The following is a 24,472-nucleotide window of genomic DNA, read 5'->3' on the forward strand; positions in this document are numbered from 1 at the left end:
CCGGGCGTGCGTCAGGTGTCAGACATCAGGCAATACAGGGTTCGATTGTCTGAGACATGGCGCACGCCGCGATCACGCGCGCGGCTTCTGGCTCGGTCGCCGCACGGTGAACATTGCACGATGGCTTCGAATGCAAGGGCCGTGCCCAGTGGCTGCGCACCGGGCATGGCTTCGGGAATCCACAGGGTAGCAAGAAGCGTCCGGCGCCGACAGATAGGGTTCGTCTGGATGTGGCGGGCGCGCCGCGCGGGTCAGGGCGCGGCCGGCTCGCGGGCGGGCGGGGGGAATTGCATCGCGAAACGGGTGGTGCCGGGCTGGGAGTGCACCGAGATGCTGCCGCCGTGCGCGGCGACGATGGCGCGGGTGATCGACAGGCCCAGCCCCACCGTCTCGGATTCCGGCCGCGCGCGCGACTTGTCGCCCCGGAAGAAGCGGTCGAACAAGGCGGGCAGCAGGTCCGGCGCGATGCCGGGGCCGTCGTTCTCCACGGCGACTTCCACCTCGCCCGCCCGCTGCGTGACGGTGACTACCACGCTGCCGCGCTCGGGGGTGTACCGCAGCGCGTTCGACAGGAGATTGCTGAGCGCGCGCCGCAGCATCAGGCGGTCGCCGTCGATGCGCGCATCGCCCACCAGCCGCAGGGCGATGCCCTGGTCCTCGGCCAGCGCCTCGTAGAATTCGAACAGCGCCAGCACTTCGGTGCCGATCGAGATCGATTCCTTGTGAGGGAGGTCGAGCCCGTGCTCCATCTTGGCCAGGTAGAGCATGTCGGACACCATGCGCGACAGGCGCTGCAGTTCCTCGACATTGGAGGCCAGCACGTCGCGGTAGCGGGCGGCGTCGCGCGGCTGAGAGAGCGCCACCTGGGTCTGCGTCATCAGGTTGGTCAGCGGCGTGCGCAGTTCGTGGGCAAGGTCCGAGGAGAATTCGGACAGCCGGCGGAAGTCGTCCTGCAGGCGGGCCAGCATCGCGTTCAGGTCGGCGGCCAGCGCGGCCATCTCGACGGGCACGGCCTCCACGGGCATGCGCTGGTCGAGCTTGTCGCCGGTAACGGCCTTGGCGCGCGAGGCCATCGCACGCAGCGGCGACAGCCCGCGCCGCGCCGCCCACCAGCCGAAGAGCCCGCTCGCCAGCACCGCCAGCGCCACGTAGAGCACCAGCGAGCGGCGGAACGCGCGCAGGAAATGCTCGTGGATATCGGTGTCCATCGCCAGGATCACGCCGATGGGCTGGGCGGCATCGCCAGCCGGCACCGCTGCGCGCAGGCCCCGGTAGCGCTTGCCGGCCTGCTGCCAGGCGATGCGGTCTTCGCCGTCCTCGCGGACTGGCCGGGCGGCCAGCGCTGCCGTGAAGTCGAAATCCGGCGTGGCGTAGCGGGTGCGGCCATCGGCCTCGCGCAGGTGGAGCAGCACGCCGGCGTGGTGCGCGTAGGGGTCGCCGGAATGGCTGGATTGGCTGCTCTGGCCGAAATGGGGCGAGGCGCCCGGCGCCAGCGACTTTTGGATGACGCGGAGGTTGTCCCGCAGCAGCGCATAGTCTTCATCGGCGAAATGGCTGTCCATGGCCGAGAGGATCAGCCCGGCGAGCCCGAGCAGCACCACTGCCGACGACAGCGAGAACAGCACCGTCAGCCGCGTGGTGAGCGAGTAACGGCGCCTCACGCCTGGTCCTCCGGCACTTCGAGCACATAGCCCATGCCGCGCACGGTCTGGATCAGCTTGGGCTCGAAGTCATCGTCGATCTTGGCGCGCAGCCGGCGGATGGCCACGTCGATCACGTTGCTGTCGCTGTCGAAATTCATGTCCCAGACCTGCGAGGCGATCAGCGAGCGCGGCAGCACTTCGCCGCGGCGGCGGGCCAGCAACTCCAGCAGGGCGAATTCCTTGCCGGTCAGCACGATGCGGCGGCCGGCGCGCGTGGCCCGGCGGCGGGCGAGGTCGAGCACGAGGTCGCCGATCTCGATGCGGTCCAGCTGCACAATGGCCGTGCCGCGCCGGAGCAGGGTCCGCACCCGGGCCAGCAACTCGGAAAAGGCAAAAGGCTTGACGAGGTAGTCGTCGGCGCCCAGCTCCAGCCCCTTGACCCGGTCGGCCACGCTGTCACGCGCGGTCAGGAACAGCACGGGTACGGGGTTGCCGGCGGCGCGCAGGGTCTGGAGGATGCGCCAGCCATCCATGCCGGGCAGCATCACGTCGAGGATCAGGAGGTCATAGGCTTCGGTCATCGCCAGATGGCCGCCGTCCTGGCCGTTGACGGCCAGATCCACGACAAAGCCGGCCTCGGTGAGGCCCTGCCTCAGGTATTCGCCGGTTTTCGGCTCGTCTTCCACCACCAGCAGCTTCATGCCCACTCCCCATCCGCGCGAGGCGACAGTGTATGTCGCCCCATGAACATGACATAAAGATTACCGGAATGTAATGTTCGGGTCATTCGACGGTTACTGCGAAGTCCCTAAGCTGGCGTCGCCTATATAAGAGACACCAAGGATTCACTCCAATGCGACCCACATCTCCGGCGGGGCTTTTGCTGCCATCGCCGCGCGGCCTGTCAAGGCGTCGATTCGTTCAGGGCCTGGCGGCAGGCGGCGTGCTGGGGGCGGTTGGCGCCGTGCCGGCATGGGCGCAGGCGTCCGCCGGGCCGGCCCGCGCCGGTAGCGGCACCGCGCCGGTGCTGCGCGGCACCGAGTTCGATCTGGTCATCCAGGACGCCGTGGTCGACTTCACGGGCCGCAAGAGCATCGCCCCGACCATCAACGGCATGCTGCCCGGCCCCACGCTGCGCTGGCGCAAGGGCGACACGGTGACGATCCGCGTGACCAATCGGCTGAACGAGCCCACGTCGCTCCATTGGCACGGCATCCTGCTGCCCTATCAGATGGACGGCGTGCCCGGCATCAGCTTCCCGGGCATCGCGCCCGGCGAGACGTTCACCTACCGCTTCAAGGTGGCGCAGAGCGGTAGCTACTGGTACCACTCGCATTCCGGCTTCCAGGAGATGACCGGCGTCTACGGTGCGATTGTGATCGACGGCGATGACGACACGATCCGCGCGGATCGCGACTATTCAGTGCTGCTGTCAGACTGGACGGACGAAGACCCGATGCGCATCCTGTCCAAGCTCAAGACCCAGAGCGACTACTACAACTACCACCGTCCCACGGTGGGCGACTTCTTCCGCGATGTGTCGCAGGACGGCCTGGGCGCCGCGCTGGAGAAGCGCAAGATGTGGAACCAGATGCGGATGAATCCGACCGATCTGGCCGACCTCTCGGGCGCCACGCTGACCTACCTGATGAACGGCGTCACGCCGGCCGGTAACTGGACCGGCTTGTTCCGCGCCGGCGAGACGGTGCGGCTGCGCTTTGTCAACGGCGCCGGCAACACCTTCTACGACGTGCGGATCCCAGGGCTGAAGCTCAAGGTGGTGCAGGTGGACGGGCAGGGCATCGACCCGGTTTCCGTCGATGAATTCCGCTTCGGCCCGGGGGAGACCTGCGACGTGCTCGTGACGCCAACCGACGACGCCCACACGGTCTTCGCCCAGTCGATGGACCGGAGCGGCTACGCGCGCGGCACGCTGGCCGTGCGGGACGGCATCGAGGCGCCCGTGCCGCCGCTGGACCAGGCCGAGTGGCTCACCCCGGTCGACATGATGGGCAGCATGGACCATGGGACGATGGATCATGGGGCGATGGACCACGGCGCGATGGATCAGGGGACTATGGACCACGCGACCATGGACCACAGCCAGCATGGCGCGGCCGCCCCGGACCCGCTCCGGGTGCCCAGCACCAAGGCGCGCCACGCGCGTACCGAGTACGGGCCGAGCACCGACATGCGTGTCGACATGGCCCGCACCAACCTCGACGACCCCGGCATCGGCCTGCGCAACAACGGCCGGCGCGTGCTGACCCTCTCGGACATGTATACGATTGGCGGCCCCATGGACCCGCGCGGCCCGGGGCGTGAAGTCGAGCTGCACCTGACCGGCAATATGGAACGCTACACGTGGTCGTTCGATGGGGTCGAGTTCGGCAAATCCACGCCGGTGCGCTTCCGCCACGGCGAGCGGCTGCGGGTGATCCTGCACAACGACACGATGATGACCCACCCGATGCACCTGCACGGCCTGTGGAGCGAACTGGAGGCGCCGGACGGCTCCTTCCAGGCACGGCGGCACACCATCCCGGTCCAGCCGGCGCAGCGCATCAGCTTCCTCGTCACCGCCGATGCGCTCGGCCGCTGGGCCTGGCATTGCCACCTGATGATGCATATGGACGCCGGCATGTTCCGCGAAGTGGTGGTGGCATGATGACGCTGCAATTTAGGAAGACACTGATTGTCGCGGCGCTGTTTTCCGGGCTGGGCACGAGCGCCGCGCTGGCCCAGCACGATGCGATGCAGGGCGGCAGCGCGCCCGCCGATGCGCGCGATCCGCATGCGTATTCGGATGGCTACCTGCTGGGCGTCGGCGAGTACGCGCTGGGCGGGCATCGTTCCTTGCACATGGCGGACGAGCACCCCTTTGGCTCGGTGCTGATCGACCGGCTTGAATGGGCGCACGGCAACGGCAGCAACGCCGCCGCCTATGAGGCCCAGGCGTGGTTCGGCGGCACCTACAACCGGCTGGTGATCAAGGCCGAAGGCGAGGCCGCACAGGGCAGGGTGCACGACGCGCGCACGGAATTGCTCTGGGGCCATGCGGTCGGCACGTACTGGGACACCCAGCTCGGCTTCCGGAACGATGTGGGCCATGGCCGGCCTGCCCGGAACTGGCTGGCGATGGGTATCCAGGGGCTGGCGCCGTACTGGTTCGAGGTGGACGCGACGGCCTATGTCGGCACGGAAGGGCGCACCGCGCTGCGCCTGGCCGCGGAATACGAGCTGCTGCTGACCCAGCGGTGGATCCTCCAGCCTCGCATCGAGGCCAATCTGTACGGGAAGAACGATCCGGAGACCGGCGTCGGCAGCGGGTTGTCGAGCGGGACGGTCGGCATCCGGCTGCGGTACGAGATCAGCCGGCAGTTCGCGCCCTATATCGGCGTGGAGCGCTACCAGTCATTCGGCAATACCGCCGACATGGTCCGCACGGCAGGCGGCCGCAGCGGCGAGACCCGCTTCGTGGCCGGCATTCGTGCCTGGTTCTGAGCTGGTTTTTTGACTCTGGCGGACTTCACCTCGATAATTCGTCGACAATCTGTCGTGATTCGACGAAATTTATTCATCTTCGAAGGGGAGACCTGCTTCATGGCACGCAAGCCAGTCCAGGCCAGCGCGTCCGACGACGCGCCATCGGCCGCCGTCCGGCCTCCCGCCACGCTGGGCCGCGCCGCCGGCGTCAATATCGTCTCGTCCTCGCACCTCGTTTCGGTGCGGAGCCCTGAATTGTCCGAATTCGAGTTCGGCCTGAACACGGCCTACAACGCCTACAGCCGCTGGGTGGTGCGCTGCATGGGCGCGGCGGGCGTGCGCGACCTGACCTTCCTGGACGTGCTGGTGCTTCACCACGTCAACCACCGCGGCCGGGCCAAGCGGCTGGCCGACATCTGCTTCGTGCTGAATGTGGAAGATACCCATCTCGTCACCTACGCGCTGAAGAAGCTGGCGGGGCTGGGGCTGGTCGCCGGCGAGCGGGTGGGCAAGGAGGCCACCTACGCCACCACGCAGGCCGGGGCCGAGGCCTGCGCCCGTTATCGCGAGATCCGCGAGCAATGCCTGACCAGCAATTTCACCGAAGGTAGCGAGGAAAACGTCGAGATCGGCGAACTTGCGCGCCTTTTGCGGGTGTTGACCGGTCTGTACGAGCAGGCGGCGCGATCGGCGACGTCGCTCTGAGCCTCGTTTTCGCATGAAGTGACTCAGGGGGCACTAAAAGGGTGCGCCCGCTGCACTTGCCGGCGTCGCAGCCGATTTGGACGTTCATGTCCGCCTCTGTCCCATTGCGCAATGCAAAAAGCGGGCGCCGGCAAGGTACAATAGCGGTTTCCCGCCAGCCGGCTCCCCACTCAGCGGTGCCGGCGGCCGCCAGCCCCGACCTCCCTACGCCTCCCGACCGCTACGATCATGGCGCATTTCTCGTGCTTCCCCGGCGCTTTGGCGCTTTCCGCCTTCCGCCAGCAACGCCTGCTTGCCACGCTCAAACAGATCGATGCCGATATTGAATCGGTGCATGGCCAGTTTCTGCATTTCGTCGACACCGACACCCCGCTCTCTGCCGAAGACCAGTCACGCATTGCCGCGTTGCTGACCTACGGCACGCCGTTCACGGCCCAGTCCGAGGGCGACCGCTTCGTGGTGATTCCGCGTTTCGGCACGATCTCGCCATGGGCCAGCAAGGCCACGGACATCGCGCATAACTGCGGGTTGTCCCACGTGCACCGCATCGAGCGTGGCATCGAGATCACCGTGATCTGCAAGAAGGGCCTGCTGCGCGGCCGCAAGACGCTGGACGCCGACGTGCGCGCCGCCGTGGCCGCGCACCTGTTCGACCGCATGACCGAAACCGTGATCGCCTCGCGCGAGGACGCCGCCGGGCTGTTCCAGGAGCTGCCGGCCAAGCCGCTGCGCTTCGTGGACATCGCCACCGGCCGTGCCGCGCTGGAGGAGGCCAACACGTCGATGGGGCTCGCGCTGTCCGAGGACGAGATCGACTACCTGCTCGACGCCTACGCCAAGCTCGGCCGCAACCCGACCGACGTGGAACTGATGATGTTCGCGCAGGCCAACAGCGAGCACTGCCGCCACAAGATCTTCAACGCCACGTGGACGATCGACGGCGTGAGTCAGGACAAGTCGCTGTTCGCGATGATCCGCAATACGCACCAGCTGAACCCGCAGGGCTCGATCGTCGCGTATTCGGACAACTCGGCCGTGATGGAAGGCGACATGGCCGAGCGCTGGTTCCCACGCGGCGCGGACCAGCAGTACGGCCGCCACGAGGCGCTGACCCACACGCTGATGAAGGTGGAAACCCATAACCATCCGACCGCGATTTCCCCGTTCCCGGGCGCTTCCACTGGCGCCGGCGGTGAAATCCGCGACGAGGGTGCCACGGGCCGGGGCGCCAAGCCCAAGGCGGGCCTGACCGGCTTCACGGTGTCGAACCTGATGCTGCCGGACGCCATCGAGGCCTGGGAAAACGACCGCGATGCCGCCCAGCCGGTGGCCCACCGCAATCCGGACGACAAGGCCGGCGTGACCGGCAAGCCGGACCGCATCGCCTCGCCGCTCCAGATCATGATCGAAGGCCCGCTCGGCGGCGCCGCGTTCAACAACGAGTTCGGCCGCGCCAACCTGGGCGGCTACTTCCGCGTCTACGAGCAGAACGTGGCCGGCACGGTGCGCGGCTATCACAAGCCGATCATGATTGCCGGCGGCATCGGCAACATCGACGCCAGCCATACCCACAAGGACCCGCTGCCGGCCGGCACGCTGCTGATCCAGCTTGGCGGCCCGGGCATGCGCATCGGCATGGGCGGCGGTGCCGCCAGCTCGATGGCCACCGGTACGAACACGGCCGACCTCGATTTCGACTCCGTGCAGCGTGGCAACCCCGAGATGGAACGCCGCGCGCAGGAAGTCATCAATGCCTGCTGGCAGCTTGGTGAGGACAACCCGATCCTGTCGATCCACGATGTGGGCGCGGGCGGCATCTCGAACGCCTTCCCCGAACTCGTGGACGGCGCCGGCCGTGGCGCGCGCTTCGACCTGCGCCAGGTGCACCTGGAGGAGTCGGGCCTGTCGCCGGCGGAAATCTGGTGCAATGAGTCGCAGGAACGCTATGTCATGGCGATTGCGCCGGACAGCTTCCCGCGCTTCCAGGCCATGTGCGAGCGCGAGCGCGCCCCGTTTGCCGTGGTTGGCGTGGCCACCGAGGAGCAGCAGCTGCAACTGGTGGATGCCCACGTGGACGCCGCGCTCAAGGAGCACTTCGCGGTGGACATGCCGATGGACGTGCTGCTGGGCAAGCCGCCGCGCATGCACCGCGACGTGACCCGCGTGACCCGGGAACTGCCGCCGGTGGACGTGACCGGCATCGCGCTGGAGCAGGCTGTGCGCGACGTGCTGCGCCACCCCACCGTGGCCAGCAAGTCGTTCCTGATCACCATCGGTGACCGTACCGTGGGCGGCATGAACGCGCGCGACCAGATGGTCGGTCCGTGGCAGGTGCCGGTGGCCGACGTGGCCGTGACCACGCTCGACTACAAGGGCAAGGCGGGCGAGGCGATGACCATGGGCGAGCGCACGCCGCTGGCCGTGATCGACGCACCGGCCTCCGGCCGCATGGCGATTGGCGAGGCGCTGACGAACCTGGCGGCCGCGCCGGTCAAGGACCTCGGCAAGGTCAAGCTGTCGGCCAACTGGATGGCCGCCTGCGGCGTGGCGGGCGAAGATGCCAAGCTGTACGACACCGTGCATGCTGTCGGCATGGAACTGTGCCCGGCGCTGGGCATCAGCATTCCAGTCGGCAAGGATTCGCTGTCCATGCGCACCAAGTGGCAGGACGCCGATGGCGACAAGGAAGTGGTGGCGCCGGTGTCGCTGATCATCTCGGCGTTTGCCGCGGTGGATGACGTCGACAATACCCTGACGCCGCAGCTTCGCACGGACCTGGGCGACAGCGTGCTGATCGCCATCGACCTGGGCCGCGGCAAGAATCGCATGGGTGGCAGCATCCTGGCGCAGGTGACGCAGCAGGTGGGCGACCGCGCGCCGGACGTCGACAACGCCGACGACCTGAAGAACTTCTTCAACGTGATCCAGCGCCTGAACCGCGAAGGCAAGCTGTTGGCTTACCACGACCGCTCGGACGGCGGTTTCATGGCTGCCGTGGCCGAAATGGCGTTCGCGGGGCACTGCGGCGTGTCCCTGAACGTGGACATGCTCACGCTCGACCCGACGCAGGAGCAGGACTACGGCGACGCCAAGAACTGGGCGCAGCAGGTGGCGGAGCGCCGCAACGACCAGACGCTGCGCGCGCTGTTTGCCGAAGAACTGGGCGCCGTGATCCAGGTGCGACTCGACGAGCGCGACGCCGTGTTTGGCGTGCTCCGCGAAGCTGGCCTGTCGGCCTGCAGCCACGTGATCGGCAAGCCGAACACGACGGATCAGGTCGAGGTGTACCGCGACGCGAAGAAGGTGTTCGGCGCCGCCCGTGCCGAACTCCAGCGCAACTGGTCGGAAGTCAGCTGGCGCATCGCGCGCCTGCGCGACAACCCGGCCTGCGCGGACAGCGAGTACCAGCTGCTCCAGGACGCTACCGACCCCGGTATCAGCCCGGTACTGACGTTCGATCCGGCTGAAGACATCGCCGCGCCGTTCATCGCCACCGGCAACCGTCCGCGCGTCGCCATCCTGCGTGAGCAAGGCGTCAACTCGCACCTCGAAATGGCGTACAGCATGGACCGCGCTGGTTTCGACACGCACGACGTTCATATGAGCGACCTGATCGCCGGCCGGGCAAGCCTGGCCGACTTCAAGGGCTTCGTGGCGTGCGGCGGCTTCAGCTACGGCGACGTGCTGGGCGCCGGCGAAGGCTGGGCCAAGACCATCCTGTTCAACGCGCAGATGGCCGAGCAGTTCGCGGCCTTCTTCAACCGCCAGGACACCTTCGCGCTGGGCGTTTGCAACGGTTGCCAGATGCTGAGCAACCTCGCCCCGATCATCCCGGGTGCCAATGCCTGGCCGAAGTTCACCCGCAACCAGTCGGAACAGTACGAAGCGCGCTTCGTGACCGTGCAGGTCGAGCAGTCGCCGTCGATCTTCTTCGCCGGCATGGAAGGCAGCCGCATTCCGATCGTCGTGGCGCACGGCGAAGGGTTTGCCGACTTCTCGCAGCAGGGTGACATCCAGGCCGCCAAGGTGGCGCTGCGCTTCGTCGACAACAAGGGCGCGGTGACGCAGGCCTATCCGCTGAACCCGAACGGCTCGCCGGACGGTATCACCTCGGTCACAACCGTGGACGGCCGCTTCACGGCCCTGATGCCCCACCCGGAGCGCGTGTTCCGCGCAGCCACCATGAGCTGGGCCCCGGATGCCTGGAAGCAGGCCGCAGACGGCGGCAGCCCGTGGATGCGCATGTTCCGCAACGCCCGGAAGTGGGTCGGTTGATCGCTGCACGGCGCTTGACAGACTGAAGCCCCAGGAAAGCCCGCGCAAGCGGGCTTTTCCTATTTGAGGCCGCCTCTGGTCAGCACCGTGTAGGCCAGCGCGGACAGCCAGCAGAGGCCCGTGCTCCCGTACACAAGGATGACCACCATCTCGAACTTCCTTGCAAAGCGTTTGTCATCGCGCAGCCGGTTCAGGAATTTTTCCATGAGCGTTTCCTTAAGGTTGATAGCTATGAACCCAATGCGCGCACGGCCGAGCAACTGACCGCGGCCAGCATGGCCAGGACGACCGACAGCCGCAGGATATGGTTAGGTTGCAAGTCGGCGCCGCGCCGCGCGGGATGCGCGTCCATGGCGCCCACGAGGACGAGTCCGGACGCGCCAACAATCATGCCCACATGCCACGTGATGCCGAGCCAGACCAGCCGCTGTGGACCGGGCGGTAGGTCGACGTTGAATTGCCCTGCCAGTGCATGGCATGCGCTGGCGCTCATCGCAATCACGGTCCAGAGCAGTTGCCCGTCCTGGACGGCCCGTACGACAATGCCTCTGCTGTGCCGCCGATAGAAGCGGGGCACACGCGCAATTGGCAACAATGCCACCGGTGCCAGCAACGGTACGGCGATATTGATGAAGAGCCAGCCGAGCAGGTCGAGCGTCGCGGTCATGGGGCAGTGCCTTAGCCGCGCAGCGACCTCTGGTTCGGAAAGCGCCTGCCGATGGCGAAGGGCAGTGCAATGATTGGCATGATGGATGCTCCAGATCGAGGAATTCGGGCAGCCCATCCTAAGTCCACCTCACGCCGTCGCCAATCAGACAGACGTGAACATTTGTTGCCGATCCCTGCTGTCGCTACTGACTTTGCGCCAGATCAAACTGGCGTGGCTGGTGCGCCTCGGTCTTTGCTGATGCTGCTCTGGAAGTCGGGTGGCAAGAATGGGCGCGACCGGCCTGGCAATGACTCAATTCGGTGCATTCAGCCCAGCGCATACTGGGCCAGCAGGCCGGTGTAGGCCTTCGGCAGCGGCCGCGCCAAGTCTCCGCGCTTGCTGGTGGAGAGCCGCAGCGAGACCAGTGCCTCGGCCATCTTGACGGCGCATGAGACGCCGTCGATCACCGGGGCGCCAATCGCGTCGGAGATCTCCGCGCACAGGTCGGTCATGCCAGCGCAGCCCAGGACGATGCAGTCGCTTTCGTCCTCGGCCAGCGCCACGCGGCAGGTTTCGGCGATGATGCGGCGCGCATCCGAGCCGGGCCGCTCCAGCTCCAGTACGGGCAGGTCGCTGGCGCGCACGTTGCGGCAGAACCGCTTCATGCCGTAGCGCTCGGCCAGGTGCCAGGCGATATTGCAGGTGCGGGCCAGCGTGGTGACCACGCTGAAGCTCGTGCCGATCATACTGGCCGCGTGCATGGCGGCCTCGGCGATGCCGATCACTGGGCCGCGCGCTACCTCGCGCGCTGCGTAGAGGCCCGGATCGCCGAAACAGGCAATCACGTAGCCGTCCACGTGCTCCTGCTCACCAACCAGGACCTCGTCGAGAATGCCCGGCACGCTCAGCGCCTCATCGTAATGGCTCTCGATGGAGGCTGGCCCCATGCGTGGGCTGACTGCCACGATCTGCGTGTCCGGCAAGGCCACCGCACGGGCGCACTGGCCGATCTTGTCGGTCATGCTCTGGGTGGTATTGGGGTTGATGATCTTTAGCTTCATGACAACTCTCGGTGACAGGAATCAGGCGTTGTGGTCGCAGGGGGTAGCGGACCCAAGCAATGCCCATGCCGAAGACCTGGCTTCGCTGACAGGATCGTCAGCAATACCCGGGTTGTATGTGACGCTAGAATAACTTTTTGTGGGAATGGGGAAGGGGCAAAGCTAAGCCGTCGCCGGGTTCACAGTGGGATCGATGGGCGCCATATCCGCCTGGAGGCGGGCGCTCCAGGGCAGGTAGCGCGAGTACAGCAGGCGCATGCGGTCGGCGTCGGGCGGCACGGGCAGCTCGCCGTGCATCTCCATATAGGCAATGGTCGCCTGGAGCAGCTTGGTCTGCGCGTAACGGTCGCGCTCGGGCAGGTGAGGGTGCAGGTGGCGCCAGCGCATGCCCGTGCAATCGATATGCGGCATGCCCAGCGCACAATAGACGATGCCGCGCGAGTAGAGGTGCCACAGGTGCCAGTAGCCGCTTGTCACGCCCATGCTTGCGATGCGCTCCCAGGATGCCGGATGCCGGTCCGGAACGGCCCGGCGGCCCGTGGGAAACATCTTACCGAGCGCACGGTGCCGGGGAAACGTCGAAATCTTCCCAAAGTGTGCGCCAGCGCGCCCGGAAAACAAAAACCGGCGCCTGGGCGCCGGTTTCGGTATCGGGAAACGCCGGGATCCTTACTGGATCTTGGCCTTTTCCTTGATCGACTTCATCATTGCCTGGAACTGCTCGCGCTGCCAGGCCTGGTCGCCCATCAGCATCTGTTGCAGCTGCGGCTTCACTTCCTCGAATGACGGGATCTTGGCGTCGCGCGTGTCCACCAGTTCGATGATGTGCCAGCCAAACTGGGTCTTGACCGGCGTGTCGGTCATCTGGCCCTTCTTCAGCCCGGTCATCGCGGCCGAGAACTCGGGCACGTAGCTGGTGCTGTTGGCCCAGTCCAGGTCGCCGCCGTTGACGGCCGAGCCGGTGTCCTTCGACGAAGCCTTGGCCACGTCCTCGAACTTGGCGCCGCCCTTGATCTTGGCGATCAGTGCCTTGGCGTCGGCTTCCTTCTCCACCAGGATGTGGCGGGCGTGGTACTCCTTGCCGTTGCCGAACTGCGCCTTGATCTTGTCGTACTGCTTGCGCAGTTCGTCGTCGCTGGCGCCGTTGGTGCGCACGTAGTCCTCGAACACCGCGCCGGCCAGCACGTTGAGCTTGGCCTGCTCGAGCTGTTCCTGCACGTCGTCGCGCTGGGTGATGCCGCGCTTGTTGGCTTCCTGCAGCAGCAGTTCCCGGTCGATCAGCATGGTGCGGGCCCGGTCGCGCAGCTCGGGGCTGGCGGGCTGGCCGGTGCCGGCGATCAGCTTGTCCAGCTTGGCCGAGGGGATGGGCTTGCCATTCACAACGGCGGCGTTCTGGGCGATTGCGGGCAGGCTGCCAGCAGCAAGCACAGCCGCCAGGCTGAACGAGAGGACGGTGGTCTTCATGGAATCAGGTCTGAGAGTTGCGGGTAGCGTCGCGTGAAGCTTCGCGGGATTGATATTCTTGGTCGGTGTAGGCGCTGACGGCCAGCGCATGAATCTGCGCCGGGAACAGGGCGCGCAGCGCATCATACACCATGCGATGGCGGGCAACCCGCGAGTGGCCCGCAAACAACTCGCTGACGATCAGCACATCGTAATGCCCTCCGCCGGAGGCCGCGCCGGCATGGCCGGCATGGGCCGCGCTGTCGTCGCGCACGGTCAGGCGGGAGGGGGCGAGGGCCGCGCGCAGCAGCGCCTCGATGGTGGCAGGGTCGGCAGCCATCCGGGTTCCTTGTAGCGTGGCGTCCGGCTTATTCGGACGGAGTTTCCTGGATATGGCGCGACATCCAGATGCTCTGGAGCACGATGAACACCAGCATCAGCCCCATGCTGCCGAACAGCTTGAAGTTGACCCAGGTATCGGTGGAGAACGTGTACGCCACGTAGAGGTTCAGCAGGCCCATGGCGGCGAAGAAGCCTGCCCAGGCCGCATTCAGGCGGCCCCACATGGCGTCCGGCAGGGTGACCTGCTTTTCCATCATGGCGCGGATCAGGTTCTTGCGCCAGCCGATGACCGAGCCCACCAGCGTCACCGCGAACAGCCAGTAGAGCACCGTCGGCTTCCACTTGATGAAGGTCTCGTTGTGCAACAGGATGGTGGCACCGCCAAACACGCCGATGATCAGCAGGCTGACCCATTGCATCGGTTCCACCTTGCCGTGGCGGAAGCGCACCCAGGCAATCTGGAGCACCGTGGCAATCATCGCGACGGCCGTGGCCGGGTAGATGCCGAACAGCTTGAAGGCGATGAAAAACAGGATGACCGGGAACAGGTCGAAAAGAAATTTCATGCGGACGATGGTTGATTGGCGGGCTTGCCTGACGCAGAGGCCCGCGGCCGCGCCATTGTACTTGGGGAATGGCGCGTGGCGGGCGTCCCGGGCAACGATTACGTCACCCGGTGCATCACCCGCGATCGGAAGGATCGCGATCGTCGAATTTTAGCGCAGCCGAGTTGATGCAATAGCGCAGGCCGGTGGGGGCCGGGCCATCCTCGAACACGTGGCCCAGGTGGCTGCCGCATTCCTTGCAGCGCACTTCCACGCGCGTCATGCCGTGGCTGTGGTCCGTGTGCTCGGCGATCACCTCGCCGTTGATCGGCTTGAAATAGCTGGGCCAGCCGCAGCCGGCGTCGAACTTCGTGGCCGATTCGAACAGCGGCGTGCCGCACCCCACGCAGTGGTAGATGCCCTGGTTCCAGTGGTCCCAGTAGCGGCCGGTGAACGGGCGCTCGGTGGCGGCTTCGCGCGCGACGCGGTACTCGATATCGGAGAGTTGCTCACGCCATTCGGCGTCGGTCTTCTTGATGGTCATCTTGCGTCCTTCTCGTTGGGCGGTGGCGCGGGGCCCCGGTCTTGCTTGGTCGGACTCGCGCCGCAATCCTTACAGATTCAGAAATTCACGATTCTTCGATGTCACGACGAGCAGCTGACCTCGAGCCCGGACGCCCAGTCCGGCGGCAGGGCGGCATAGGCTTCCGCCTCGGGCTGCTCGTCGAATGGCCGGGACAGCACGGCCAGCAGGCGGTCCACCTCGGAGAAGTCCTTGTCGCGCGCGGCGCGGATCGCGGTTTCTGCGAGGTGATTGCGCAGGATGTACTTCGGGTTCACGGCGAGCATGCCGGCGGCGCGCGTGGCGTCGTCGGACTGCTCGGCCTGCAGCCGGGCGCGGTACTCGGCGGCCCAGGCGTCCCAGGCGGCGCGGTCCAGGAACAGGTCGCGCACCGGGGCGTCCGCGCTGGCATCCTTCCCCGAGATGCGGGCGAGGTTGCGCCAGAACAAGGTGTAGTCCACGCGGTTGGCGTGCAGCACCCGGAACAGGTTGGTCAGCAGCGCCTCGTCCTCGTTTTCCTGCCCGCCCAGCGGGCGCAGGCCCAGCTTGGCGCGATAGTGGCGGAAGAAGGCGGCGGCGTAGCGGTCGCGGAACGGGTCGAGTGCCTCACGCGCAGCGGCCACTGCGGCTTCCTTGGCGGCCTCGGGATCGGCTGCATCGGCCGCATCGGTGTCGCGCCAGAGCGGGAGCAGCGCCTGCGCCAGGCAATGCAGGTTCCAGAACGCCACCTGAGGCTGCTGGCTATAGGCGTAGCGGCCCTGCTGGTCGGAATGGTTGCAGATATGGTTGGCGTCGAAGGCGTCCAGGAAGCCGAACGGGCCGTAGTCGATGGTCAGGCCCAGGATCGACATATTGTCGGTGTTCATCACCCCGTGGCAGAACCCGACGGCCTGCCAGTGCGCCACCATGTCCGCGGTGCGCAGCGAGACCTCGCGCAACAGCGCCTGGTAGGGGTTGCCGGCGGCATCGCGGCAGGCGGGGTAGAAACGGTCGATGACGAAATCGGCCAGCTCGCGCAGCGCGGCATGGTCCTCGCGCGCGGCGAAGTGCTCGAAATGCCCAAAGCGGATAAAGCTCGGCGCCAGGCGCGTGACCACGGCGGCGGTCTCGATGGTCTCGCGGCGCACCGGGGCGTCCGAGCCGACGATGGCCAGCGCCCGCGTCGTCGGCACGCCCAGCGCGTACATGGCCTCGGAGCACAGGTATTCGCGGATCGACGAGCGCAGTACCGCGCGGCCATCGGCCATGCGCGAGTAGGGCGTCAGGCCGCCCCCTTTTAGCTGGATTTCCCACGGGCCGTCGTCGCGCGCTGCCTCGGCGAGGCGGATGGCCCGGCCATCGCCCAGTTGCCCGGCCCAGACGCCGAACTGGTGGCCCGAGTAGACCGTGGCCAGCGGGTCGGCCCAGTCGGGCACGCGGTTGCCGATAAAGGTGTCGAGGAAGTCCGGCTGGCTGGCTTCGGCGCCGATCGTCTCAGGGTTCCAGCCCAGCAGCGCGGCAGCGGCCGGGGCCACGCTGACCAGGTACGGCGAGGGCAGCGGCGTGGGCTGCAGGCGCGTGAAGAAGCGCTCGCCCAGCGCGGCGAAGCCGGGCGCGGTGCGGAACGGTACAGGGGACTCAGGGGGCATCGACGTTCTGCTTTGCGGTCTGCGGGGGTGAATGGGGGGTGCCGAAGTGCGCTTGCAGGCTAGGGGAAAACGACATATTGAGACGCATCAGGGCACGCAGTATTGTACTTGCACCGGTTTTCCCCTGTCGGCCGAGGGGGTGTCCACCGGGGCGCCATGCCTTATCGATAGCGGACATCAATCTCGTGCATGACGTGGACGCGCATGCGGCGAGGAGCACGGGAACATTCCGCCAAAAATAAGCACGGTTGTTCGTTTTTCTCAGGCCGACCACGACAAGACTGGAGACATTCCATGGCATTGATGGGTCAAATGATGAGCGCGCCGCTGCTCATTTCCTCCATCATCAAGCACGCTGCGCGGTATTACGCCAGCACAGAAATCGTCTCGCGGCGGACCGAGGGCGACCTCCACCGCTACACCTACCGCGACTGCGAGCTGCGGGCCCGCAAGCTGGCCCAGGCGCTCGGCGCGCTGGGCGTGCAGCAGGGTGAACGAGTCGGCACGCTGGCGTGGAACGGCTATCGCCACCTGGAGATCTACTACGGCGTCTCCGGCATGGGCGCCGTCTGCCACACCATCAATCCCCGCCTGTTCCCGGAACAGATCGCCTATATCGTCAATCACGCCGAAGACCGCTACGTGTTCTTCGACGCCACCTTCCTGCCGCTGGTGGAAGGCGTGGCGCCGCATTGCCCGAACGTAAGGGGCTGGGTGATGATGACCGACCGCGCCCACATGCCGGCCGATGCCAAGGTGCCGCTGCTCTGCTACGAGGACCTGATCGACGCGCAGGATGGCGACTACACCTGGCCGGAATTTGACGAAAACCTGGCCTCCAGCCTTTGCTACACCTCGGGTACCACCGGCAATCCGAAGGGCGCGCTGTACTCGCACCGGTCCACGGTGCTGCACTCGTACGCATCGGCGCTGCCCGACGCGCTCGGCTGCTCCGCGCGGGACGTGATCCTGCCGGTCGTGCCGATGTTCCACGTCAATGCCTGGGGCCTGCCGTACTCGGTGCCGCTGGTCGGCGCCAAGCTGGTGCTGCCGGGGGCCAAGCTGGATGGCGCCTCGCTCTACGAACTGTTCGAGCAGGAAAAGGTGACCTTTTCCGCTGGCGTGCCGACGGTCTGGCTGGGTTTGCTCCAGCATGTCAATGCGAATAATCTGAAATTCTCGACTTTCCGTCGCACCGTGATCGGCGGTTCGGCGGCGCCGCCGGCCATGATCCGCGCGCTGGAGGCGCTGGACGTGGAGGTGATCCACGCCTGGGGCATGACCGAGATGTCGCCGCTGGGCACCTCGTGCAAGCTGCTGGCCCGTCACGAGGACCTCCCCGAGGACGCGCGCCACAAGATCCTGGAGAAGCAGGGCCGGGTGATCTTTGGCGTCGACATGAAGATCGTCGATGGCGAAGGCGCCGAGCTACCGTGGGACGGCAAGGCCTTCGGCGACCTGTATGTGCGCGGTCCATGGGTGATTTCCACCTACTTCCGCAACGACAATTCGCCGCTGGTCGATGGCTGGTTCCCCACCGGGGACGTGGCGACCATCGACGAAGAGGGCTATATGCAGATCACGGACCGCAGCAAGGACGTGATCAAGTCCGGCGGCGAGTGGATTTCGTCCATCGACATCGAGAACGTGGCCGCCGCCCACCCGGCGGTGCATATGGCCGCGTGTATTTCCGCCTTTCACCCCAAGTGGGACGAGCGCCCGCTGCTGGTGGTGGTCAGGCGGCCCGGCATGGACATCACGCGTGAAGAGCTGCTGGCCTTCTTCGAGGGCAAGGTGGCCAAGTGGTGGATTCCGGACGACGTGGCATTCGTCACCGAGATTCCGCTCACGGCCACCGGCAAGATGCAGAAGCTCAAGCTGCGCGACCAGTTCAAGGATTACAAGCTGCCAACCGCCTGAGCCAGCCGGCGTAGACCGGGGCCGGGTGCAATTCCCATCCATAACAGGCAGCAACAGGCAGGCGGCAACCCCGCCCGCGGCGGTTCCAATCGCCATTCGATAACGAGAGTGAAGGAGACAGGTATGACGAAGATGCGTCCGCTGGTGGCTGGTGTGGCGGTATTTGCGGCACTGGGTTCCACGCTGGTTTCGGGCATGGCGGCGGCGGATACGGTGAAGATTGCCTTCATCGATCCGCTGTCTGGGCTGATGGCCCCGGTGGGGCAGAACCAGCTCAAGAGCTGGCAGTACGTGGCCGAGGTGGCCAACCAGAAGAACTGGGCCGGCGCGCACAAGTTCGAGGTGGTGGGGTTTGACAACAAGCTGTCGCCGCAGGAAAGCCTGACCATCCTCAAGCAGGCCGTGGACCAGAACATCCGCTATATCGTGCAGGGCAACGGCTCCTCGGTGGGGCTGGCGCTCGAAGACGCGGTGGCCAAGCACAACGAACGCAATCCGGGCAAGGAAATCGTCTACCTGAACTACGCGGCGGTGGACCCGGACATGACCAACAGCAAGTGCAATTACTGGCACTTCCGGCTGGACGCCAACTCCGATATGAAGATGGAGGCCCTGACCACGTTCCTGGCCAAGGATCAGAACGTCAAGAAGGTCTACCTGATCAACCAGAACTACTCGTTCGGGCACCAGGTGGCGCGCGCCGCCAAGGAGTACCTGAAGCGCAAGCGTCCGGACATCCAGATCGTGGGCGAGGATCTGCACCCGCTGGCGCAGGTCAAGGACTTCGCGCCGTATGCGGCCAAGATCAAGGCTTCGGGCGCCGATACGGTCATCACCGGCAACTGGGGTAGCGACCTGGCCCTGCTGATCAAGGCCGGCAAGGACGCCGGGCTGACCACGAACTATTACACCTACTACGCCGGCACCACGGGCGTGGCCACGGCCATGGGCGCTGCCGGCGCCGAGCACGTGAAGTACGTGGGCTACTACAACCCGAACAACAAGGGGTTCAAGGGTTCGGAGATCATCGAGGGCTTCAAGAAGAAGTACAACGACGATTTCTACGTGATGGCGTCCTATACGGGCATCGCCATGCTGAGCCAGGCCATGAAGAAGGCCAACTCCACCGATCCGGTGAAGGTGGCCCAGGCGCTCGAGGGCCTCAAGGTGGAAAGCATGAACGGCACCGTCGAGATGCGTAACACCGACCACCAGGCGCAGCAGCCGCTCGTGGTGGCCACGTGGACCAAGGTGGACGGCAAGGAAGTCAAGTACGACGCCGAGAACACCGGTTACGGTTGGAAGACGAACGCGGAGCTCGACCAGTTCGTCGCTGCCCAGCCCACGTCCTGCCAGATGAAGCGCCCGGGCTGACCCGGCGCGCCACCGGCATCTGAGCGGTCCGGCGCCGACGGGTTTCCGTCCGCGCCGGATCGGCGGACAATCACGCTTTTGCGCTGGGCGCCACACGTCCCACCGAAGGACCCGCCGTGGAATTTTTCGTCATTTCGCTATTGAACGGCATCAGCTATGGGCTGCTGCTGTTCATGCTGTCATCGGGGCTCACGCTCATCTTCAGCATGATGGGCGTGCTCAATTTCGCGCATGCCAGCTTCTATATGCTGGGCGCGTACTTTGCCTACACCATCGCCAGCAAGATCGGCTTCTGGCCGGCGCTGATCCTGGCCCCGCTGCTGGTGGCCGGGGCCGGCGCCCTGGTCGAGCGCTTCGGGCTGCGCACCGTGCACAAATTCGGTCACGTAGCCGAATTGCTATTCACCTTCGGCCTGGCCTACCTGATCGAGGAGGGGGTGAAGCTGGTCTGGGGGCTGGCCGCGGTGCCGTACCGGATTCCGCCGGAGCTGGACGGGCCGCTGTTCACGGTGTTCACCTCGTCCTTCCCCACCTACCGGGCATTCATGATGCTGGTGTCGCTGGGCATGCTGGTGGCGATCTTCCTCGTGCTGACCCGCACCCGCATCGGGCTGGTGATCCAGGCCGCGCTGACGCACCCCGAGATGGTCGAGGCCCTCGGCCACAACGTGCCGCGCGTGTTCATGATGGTCTTCGGCGGCGGCGCCGCGCTGGCGGGGCTGGCGGGGGTGATCGGCGGCAATGCCTTCGTGACCGAGCCGTCGATGGCGGCGGCGGTGGGCTCCATCGTCTTCGTGGTGGCCGTGGTGGGGGGCATGGGGTCGCTGGTGGGGGCGTTCATCGCCTCGATCCTGATTGGCGTGCTGCAAACCTTCGCGGTGACGATCGACGCCTCGCTGGCCGGCCTGTTCGGCAGCCTGGGGCTCAACGTCAGCGACGCCACGCCACTGAGTTCGGTCTGGAAGCTCACTGTGGCCCAGGTGGCGCCGGTGCTGCCGTACCTGCTGCTGGTGGTGATGCTGATTTTCCGCCCGCGCGGGCTCATGGGCACCCGGGAGAGTTGAGCGATGGAGACCACGACCATGCAACAGACTCCCAACGCGGTAGTGACCGGCCGCACCATGCGCTACCGCCCGCTCAACCTGGCCCGCTGGATCATCTGGGGCGCCACCGCGCTGCTGATGCTGGTGATGCCGATGATCTTCACGGGCGGCTTCGCCGTGACGCTGATGTCCCAGATGGGCATCATGATCATCTTCGCGTTGTCGTACAACATGCTGCTCGGGCAGACCGGCATGCTGTCCTTCGGCCATGCGGTTTACGCGGGCCTCGGGGCGTTCATCGCCGTGCACGTGCTGAACATGATCGGCGCCGGCAAGGTCTGGCTGCCGGTGTCGATGCTGCCGCTGGTGGGCGGGCTGGCCGGCGCGTTCTTCGGCGTGCTGTTCGGCTACGTAACGACCAAGAAGTCCGGCACGACCTTCGCCATGATCACCATGGGCATCGGCGAGATGGTGTTCGCCAGCTCGCTGATGTTCCCGGACTTCTTCGGCGGCGAGGGCGGCATTTCCACGAACCGGGTGGTTGGCGACCCCTTCCTGGGCATCACCTTCGGCCCGGGCCGGCATGTCTACTACCTGATTGCCCTCTGGTGCCTGGCCTCCATGGCGGCGATGTACGCCTGGACCCAGACCCCGCTCGGGCGCATCGCCAACGCCGTGCGCGACAACCCCGAGCGCGTGGAATTCATCGGCTACAACACCCAGCGGGTGCGGTTCCTGGTTGTGATTCTTTCGGCATTTTTTGCCGGCATCGCCGGGGCCTTGTCGGCCATCAACTTCGAGATCGTGTCCGCCGAGAACGTCAGCGCGGTGCGCTCGGGCGGCGTGCTGCTGGCCGCCTTCATCGGTGGCGCGGGGGTGTTCTTCGGCCCGGTGATCGGTGCCGTGGTCTTCGTGCTGTTCGCGGTGGCGCTGTCGGACCTGACCAAGGCCTGGCTGCTCTACCTCGGCCTGTTCTTCGTGATGATGGTGATGTTCGTGCCGGGCGGCATCGCCAGCCTGCTGCTGATGCAGGTGCCGCTGCTGGCGAAGAAGCGCCTCGGGCGGATGCTGCCCAGCTACGGGCAGGCGGCCGTGGCCGGGCTGGTGCTGCTGGCGGCGCTGATCCTGACCGTGGAACTGGTCTACAAGGTGCAGGTGGATAGCGCCAACGGCACCGCGATGCGGCTGTTCGGCGTGGCCTTCGACGCGGGCACGGTAGCACCGTGGATCGTCGCCGCGGCGCTCTGGGCCGTGGGCTACGTGGCGTGGCGCTGGGCGGCGGGCCGTGTGCGCGCCGAACTCGACAAGATCCAGGCGGAATTCGGAGGTCAGGCATGACGGCGGCCATGGCAGGCGGGGGCACGCCCGCGCTGGAACTTATCGACGTGCGCAAGAAGTTCGGCCAGACCGAGATCATCCGTGGCGTGACGCTGGCCATCGGGCGCGGCGAGCGCCACGCGATGATCGGGCCGAACGGGGCGGGCAAGTCCACCACGTTCAACCTGATCTCGGGGCGGTTCGCGCCCAGTTCGGGCACGGTGAAGTTGAATGGCGAGCCCATCAGCGGGCTGCGGCCGTTCGAGATCAACCGGATGGGGCTGTCGCGCAGCTTCCAGATCACCAATATCTTTCACCGGCTGTCGGTGTTCGAGAACCTGCGCTGCGCGGTGCTGTGGTCGCTCGGCTACAAGTATTCGTTCTGGCACCGGCTGTCCGAGTTGCGCGATGCGCGCGAGCGGGCCGAGGAGGTGCTGGAACTGATCGGCATGCAGCATCGGCGCCACTCGCAGGCCGGGCTGCTGACCTATGCGGAGCAGCGCGCGCTGGAGATCGGCATCACCATCGCGGGCGGCGCCGAGGTGATCCTGCTGGACGAGCCCACGGCCGGTATGAGCCGGTCGGAATCGGACCACGCGGTGGAGCTGATCCGCAAGGTCACGGTCGGCAAGACGCTGGTGATGGTGGAGCACGACATGAGCGTGGTCTTCGGCCTGGCGGACCGGATCTCGGTGCTGGTCTACGGCGAAGTCATCGCCACGGACACCCCCGAGGCCATCCGCAACAACCGCAAGGTCAAGGAAGCCTACCTGGGCACGAGCCTCGACGAACCCGTGCCGGAAGGAGCGCACTGATGGCCAAGCGCATGCTGGACGTTACCGGGCTGCACGCCTACTACGGCAAGAGCCACATCCTGCACGGCGTGGATGCCCATATCGACGAGGGCGAGATCGTGGCGCTGCTCGGCCGCAACGGGGTGGGGCGCTCGACCATGGCCAAGGCGATCCTCGGCATGGTCAAGGCCGAAGGGTCGGTGCGCTTCCGCGACGAGGAAATCCTGGGCCGCCGCACCTTCGAGATCGCCCATGCGGGCATCGGCTACGTGCCGGAGAACCGCGACATCTTCCCAAGCCTGACCGTGCGCCAGAACCTGCTGCTGGGCGAGAAGCGCAACCCGCGCCAGTCGTCGCCGCGCTGGTCGGTGAACGATATGTATCAAATGTTCCCGAGGCTGAAGGAGCGCGAGAACACGTCAGCCGGCGTGCTCTCGGGCGGCGAGCAGCAGATGCTGACCCTGTGCCGCACGCTGATGGGCGACCCCGACCTGATCCTGATCGACGAACCCACCGAAGGCCTGGCGCCCATGATCGTGGCGCTGGTCGGCGACTTCCTGAAGACACTGAAGGAGCGCGGCGTGTCAGTGCTGCTGATCGAGCAGAAACTGGCGATTGCGCTGGACATCTCCCAGCGCGTCTACGTCATGGGCCACGGCCACATCGTCTTCGAGGGCACGCCGACCGAGCTGAAGGCGAACGGGCAGGTGCGGAAGGAATGGCTGGAGGTTTGAGGGGGCTTTTTGCTGAAGGCGGTCGGCGTTAGCCGAAAAGGGAGGCCGCCACGATGAAGGCTAAGAGAGGTGCGGGCCAAAGCCACCGGCGCCCCGTATTCGTTCGCCTGAGCCAGAATCCGTAGAGCGCCAATCCGCAGAGAGTGAGGCACAGCAATATGTGCCAGAGGTATTGGAACTGCCCATCCAGCAGATGGCGGCACATGGCAATTACGATGAAGCCAATCACGGCTGTCGTCATCGTACGGCACGAAAGCTCAATACTTGACCACGACATCCATGTTCCTTCCATATTTGACGAAGGCGTCTACGAAGGACGGCATACCCGAGGTCAGGTCTATGCAGCCTGCGGATTGGGGGTCTGATCCACCGTGAATGCTAAAGCCGCTTCTGTTCAATGTGTTCGTCCCGACCGCAGGGTGTAGCCATACGCGGCGGTTACCCCAGGCACTTCGACAGCCGGGCCATTGACCACCGAGGTCCTCGTCGACGGCGCGGAGGACGCACAATCGACGATTCCAGAACGGTGTATTTTCCCATCGATCAAGCCTGTCCTGTCGCGCGATATAGCGGCCTTCAGGGATTGGGCCTTTTCCAGGTTGATCTTGATGCTGCGGCCCCATAGACCCGCGCCTCCCGGAGACCGCCCGCCAGTATCGTGACGGTTCTCCGCGCTCGACCCATTTCAACTGGCTCCCGTCAAATGTCAGATATGCGCTACGGGATTCCATTCGGCGAATGGTTTCGTCAACGCCAAGCAGCCTGACCACATCCACGGTGTGCTGCGCCGCCGAGCCGCTGTATCCCAGCCGGCGCATGGCGACAAGACGAAGCCGATCACGAAATAAGTCGTCTCCGTCAATCTCCCGGGCAATCTCTCTGGCGTCCATTTTGGCTCCCGCACAAATGAACGCCCAATCTACTGGCCTCATTGCCGGCCGCTTTGTGCCG

The 24,472-nt window shown here is 65.9% G+C and carries 22 protein-coding genes; 10 read left to right on the top strand and 12 right to left on the bottom strand.

Features of this window, described 5'->3' with window-relative positions:
• Positions 1-251: 251 nt before the first annotated feature.
• Positions 252-1,661: a heavy metal sensor histidine kinase gene (locus AB4120_RS05020; RefSeq protein ID WP_441641923.1), complete on the bottom strand. Its 1,410-nt coding sequence runs from the start codon at positions 1,659-1,661 to the stop codon at positions 252-254.
• The gene (locus tag AB4120_RS05025; RefSeq protein ID WP_441641924.1) at positions 1,658-2,344 is read right to left on the bottom strand and encodes a heavy metal response regulator transcription factor; all 687 of its coding nucleotides are present in this window, start codon (positions 2,342-2,344) and stop codon (positions 1,658-1,660) included. The genes AB4120_RS05020 and AB4120_RS05025 overlap by 4 nt, the downstream gene beginning before the upstream one ends.
• 152 nt (positions 2,345-2,496) lie before the next feature.
• Here AB4120_RS05025 and AB4120_RS05030 point away from each other — a divergent pair, with 152 nt between their 5' ends.
• The 4 genes from AB4120_RS05030 to purL all read left to right on the top strand — a co-directional run bounded on the left by AB4120_RS05030 (position 2,497) and on the right by purL (position 10,109).
• Positions 2,497-4,311, top strand: a complete 1,815-nt coding sequence (locus AB4120_RS05030; RefSeq protein WP_441641925.1) for a copper resistance system multicopper oxidase — start codon at positions 2,497-2,499, stop codon at positions 4,309-4,311.
• A complete protein-coding gene (locus AB4120_RS05035) occupies positions 4,311-5,147 on the top strand; it encodes a copper resistance protein B (RefSeq protein WP_441642016.1) in 837 nt (278 codons plus the stop codon). The genes AB4120_RS05030 and AB4120_RS05035 overlap by 1 nt, the downstream gene beginning before the upstream one ends.
• 99 nt (positions 5,148-5,246) lie before the next feature.
• The gene (locus AB4120_RS05040) at positions 5,247-5,834 is read left to right on the top strand and encodes a winged helix DNA-binding protein (RefSeq protein WP_144195585.1); all 588 of its coding nucleotides are present in this window, start codon (positions 5,247-5,249) and stop codon (positions 5,832-5,834) included.
• Positions 5,835-6,062: 228 nt separating this feature from the next.
• The gene (gene purL, locus AB4120_RS05045; protein WP_149136104.1) at positions 6,063-10,109 is read left to right on the top strand and encodes a phosphoribosylformylglycinamidine synthase; all 4,047 of its coding nucleotides are present in this window, start codon (positions 6,063-6,065) and stop codon (positions 10,107-10,109) included.
• A 59-nt stretch (positions 10,110-10,168) separates the two neighbouring features.
• Here purL and AB4120_RS05050 read toward each other — a convergent pair whose 3' ends face one another.
• The 9 genes from AB4120_RS05050 to AB4120_RS05090 form a co-directional block, all read right to left on the bottom strand.
• Positions 10,169-10,315, bottom strand: a complete 147-nt coding sequence (locus AB4120_RS05050; protein ID WP_187645155.1) for a hypothetical protein — start codon at positions 10,313-10,315, stop codon at positions 10,169-10,171.
• 23 nt (positions 10,316-10,338) lie between these two features.
• A complete protein-coding gene (locus AB4120_RS05055; protein ID WP_149136103.1) occupies positions 10,339-10,776 on the bottom strand; it encodes a hypothetical protein in 438 nt (145 codons plus the stop codon).
• A 308-nt stretch (positions 10,777-11,084) separates the two neighbouring features.
• Positions 11,085-11,819, bottom strand: a complete 735-nt coding sequence (locus tag AB4120_RS05060; RefSeq protein WP_441641926.1) for an aspartate/glutamate racemase family protein — start codon at positions 11,817-11,819, stop codon at positions 11,085-11,087.
• A 162-nt stretch (positions 11,820-11,981) separates the two neighbouring features.
• Positions 11,982-12,302 (bottom strand): hypothetical protein, encoded by a 321-nt coding sequence (locus AB4120_RS05065; RefSeq protein ID WP_149136101.1) that lies wholly within the window; start codon positions 12,300-12,302, stop codon positions 11,982-11,984.
• A gap of 186 nt (positions 12,303-12,488) precedes the next feature.
• Complete coding sequence (locus AB4120_RS05070; protein WP_149136100.1) at positions 12,489-13,283, bottom strand: peptidylprolyl isomerase; 795 nt, start codon at positions 13,281-13,283, stop codon at positions 12,489-12,491.
• Between the two features lie 4 nt (positions 13,284-13,287).
• Complete coding sequence (locus AB4120_RS05075; protein WP_149136099.1) at positions 13,288-13,602, bottom strand: BolA family protein; 315 nt, start codon at positions 13,600-13,602, stop codon at positions 13,288-13,290.
• Positions 13,603-13,630: 28 nt separating this feature from the next.
• Positions 13,631-14,170 (bottom strand): septation protein A, encoded by a 540-nt coding sequence (locus AB4120_RS05080; protein ID WP_149136098.1) that lies wholly within the window; start codon positions 14,168-14,170, stop codon positions 13,631-13,633.
• A 115-nt stretch (positions 14,171-14,285) separates the two neighbouring features.
• Positions 14,286-14,693, bottom strand: a complete 408-nt coding sequence (msrB, locus tag AB4120_RS05085) for a peptide-methionine (R)-S-oxide reductase MsrB (protein WP_144195568.1) — start codon at positions 14,691-14,693, stop codon at positions 14,286-14,288.
• Positions 14,694-14,794: 101 nt separating this feature from the next.
• Positions 14,795-16,339 carry a protein adenylyltransferase SelO gene (locus tag AB4120_RS05090; RefSeq protein WP_149136097.1) on the bottom strand — a complete coding sequence of 515 codons (1,545 nt, stop codon included), beginning with the start codon at positions 16,337-16,339 and terminating at the stop codon, positions 14,795-14,797.
• Between the two features lie 294 nt (positions 16,340-16,633).
• On the opposite strand from AB4120_RS05090, the gene AB4120_RS05095 reads away from it, so the two are divergent.
• The 6 genes from AB4120_RS05095 (at position 16,634) to AB4120_RS05120 (ending at position 23,521) form a co-directional block, all read left to right on the top strand.
• The gene (locus AB4120_RS05095) at positions 16,634-18,259 is read left to right on the top strand and encodes a 3-(methylthio)propionyl-CoA ligase (RefSeq protein WP_149136096.1); all 1,626 of its coding nucleotides are present in this window, start codon (positions 16,634-16,636) and stop codon (positions 18,257-18,259) included.
• A 123-nt stretch (positions 18,260-18,382) separates the two neighbouring features.
• Positions 18,383-19,633 carry a branched-chain amino acid ABC transporter substrate-binding protein gene (locus tag AB4120_RS05100; protein ID WP_441641927.1) on the top strand — a complete coding sequence of 417 codons (1,251 nt, stop codon included), beginning with the start codon at positions 18,383-18,385 and terminating at the stop codon, positions 19,631-19,633.
• A 116-nt stretch (positions 19,634-19,749) separates the two neighbouring features.
• A complete protein-coding gene (locus AB4120_RS05105) occupies positions 19,750-20,697 on the top strand; it encodes a branched-chain amino acid ABC transporter permease (protein WP_149136094.1) in 948 nt (315 codons plus the stop codon).
• Between the two features lie 3 nt (positions 20,698-20,700).
• Positions 20,701-22,014 carry a branched-chain amino acid ABC transporter permease gene (locus AB4120_RS05110; RefSeq protein WP_441641928.1) on the top strand — a complete coding sequence of 438 codons (1,314 nt, stop codon included), beginning with the start codon at positions 20,701-20,703 and terminating at the stop codon, positions 22,012-22,014.
• On the top strand, positions 22,011-22,808 hold the full coding sequence (locus AB4120_RS05115) for an ABC transporter ATP-binding protein (RefSeq protein WP_262389605.1): 798 nt from the start codon (positions 22,011-22,013) through the stop codon (positions 22,806-22,808). The genes AB4120_RS05110 and AB4120_RS05115 overlap by 4 nt, the downstream gene beginning before the upstream one ends.
• Positions 22,808-23,521: an ABC transporter ATP-binding protein gene (locus AB4120_RS05120; protein WP_144195556.1), complete on the top strand. Its 714-nt coding sequence runs from the start codon at positions 22,808-22,810 to the stop codon at positions 23,519-23,521. Before AB4120_RS05115 ends, AB4120_RS05120 begins: the two co-directional genes overlap by 1 nt.
• Before the next feature lie 257 nt (positions 23,522-23,778).
• On the opposite strand, the gene AB4120_RS05125 is transcribed toward AB4120_RS05120, so the two are convergent.
• The gene (locus AB4120_RS05125; protein WP_441641929.1) at positions 23,779-24,453 is read right to left on the bottom strand and encodes a tlde1 domain-containing protein; all 675 of its coding nucleotides are present in this window, start codon (positions 24,451-24,453) and stop codon (positions 23,779-23,781) included.
• Between the last annotated feature and the right edge of the window lie 19 nt (positions 24,454-24,472).

The sequence above is a fragment of the Cupriavidus sp. 2KB_3 genome (genome assembly GCF_052115685.1).
In the GTDB taxonomy this organism is placed as follows: Bacteria; Pseudomonadota; Gammaproteobacteria; order Burkholderiales; family Burkholderiaceae; genus Cupriavidus; species Cupriavidus campinensis.

Coding starts and splice junctions, on each gene's coding strand:
- AB4120_RS05125 (WP_441641929.1), bottom strand. CDS start 24,453: ATGAGGCCAGTAGATTGGGCGTTCATTTGTGCGGGAGCCAAAATGGAC.
- AB4120_RS05055 (WP_149136103.1), bottom strand. CDS start 10,776: ATGACCGCGACGCTCGACCTGCTCGGCTGGCTCTTCATCAATATCGCC.
- AB4120_RS05075 (WP_149136099.1), bottom strand. CDS start 13,602: ATGGCTGCCGACCCTGCCACCATCGAGGCGCTGCTGCGCGCGGCCCTC.
- AB4120_RS05070 (WP_149136100.1), bottom strand. CDS start 13,283: ATGAAGACCACCGTCCTCTCGTTCAGCCTGGCGGCTGTGCTTGCTGCT.
- AB4120_RS05115 (WP_262389605.1), top strand. CDS start 22,011: ATGACGGCGGCCATGGCAGGCGGGGGCACGCCCGCGCTGGAACTTATC.
- AB4120_RS05035 (WP_441642016.1), top strand. CDS start 4,311: ATGACGCTGCAATTTAGGAAGACACTGATTGTCGCGGCGCTGTTTTCC.
- AB4120_RS05100 (WP_441641927.1), top strand. CDS start 18,383: ATGACGAAGATGCGTCCGCTGGTGGCTGGTGTGGCGGTATTTGCGGCA.
- AB4120_RS05090 (WP_149136097.1), bottom strand. CDS start 16,339: ATGCCCCCTGAGTCCCCTGTACCGTTCCGCACCGCGCCCGGCTTCGCC.
- AB4120_RS05025 (WP_441641924.1), bottom strand. CDS start 2,344: ATGAAGCTGCTGGTGGTGGAAGACGAGCCGAAAACCGGCGAATACCTG.
- AB4120_RS05120 (WP_144195556.1), top strand. CDS start 22,808: ATGGCCAAGCGCATGCTGGACGTTACCGGGCTGCACGCCTACTACGGC.
- AB4120_RS05060 (WP_441641926.1), bottom strand. CDS start 11,819: ATGAAGCTAAAGATCATCAACCCCAATACCACCCAGAGCATGACCGAC.
- AB4120_RS05110 (WP_441641928.1), top strand. CDS start 20,701: ATGGAGACCACGACCATGCAACAGACTCCCAACGCGGTAGTGACCGGC.
- purL (WP_149136104.1), top strand. CDS start 6,063: ATGGCGCATTTCTCGTGCTTCCCCGGCGCTTTGGCGCTTTCCGCCTTC.
- AB4120_RS05030 (WP_441641925.1), top strand. CDS start 2,497: ATGCGACCCACATCTCCGGCGGGGCTTTTGCTGCCATCGCCGCGCGGC.
- AB4120_RS05050 (WP_187645155.1), bottom strand. CDS start 10,315: ATGGAAAAATTCCTGAACCGGCTGCGCGATGACAAACGCTTTGCAAGG.
- AB4120_RS05040 (WP_144195585.1), top strand. CDS start 5,247: ATGGCACGCAAGCCAGTCCAGGCCAGCGCGTCCGACGACGCGCCATCG.
- msrB (WP_144195568.1), bottom strand. CDS start 14,693: ATGACCATCAAGAAGACCGACGCCGAATGGCGTGAGCAACTCTCCGAT.
- AB4120_RS05080 (WP_149136098.1), bottom strand. CDS start 14,170: ATGAAATTTCTTTTCGACCTGTTCCCGGTCATCCTGTTTTTCATCGCC.
- AB4120_RS05095 (WP_149136096.1), top strand. CDS start 16,634: ATGGCATTGATGGGTCAAATGATGAGCGCGCCGCTGCTCATTTCCTCC.
- AB4120_RS05065 (WP_149136101.1), bottom strand. CDS start 12,302: ATGGGCGTGACAAGCGGCTACTGGCACCTGTGGCACCTCTACTCGCGC.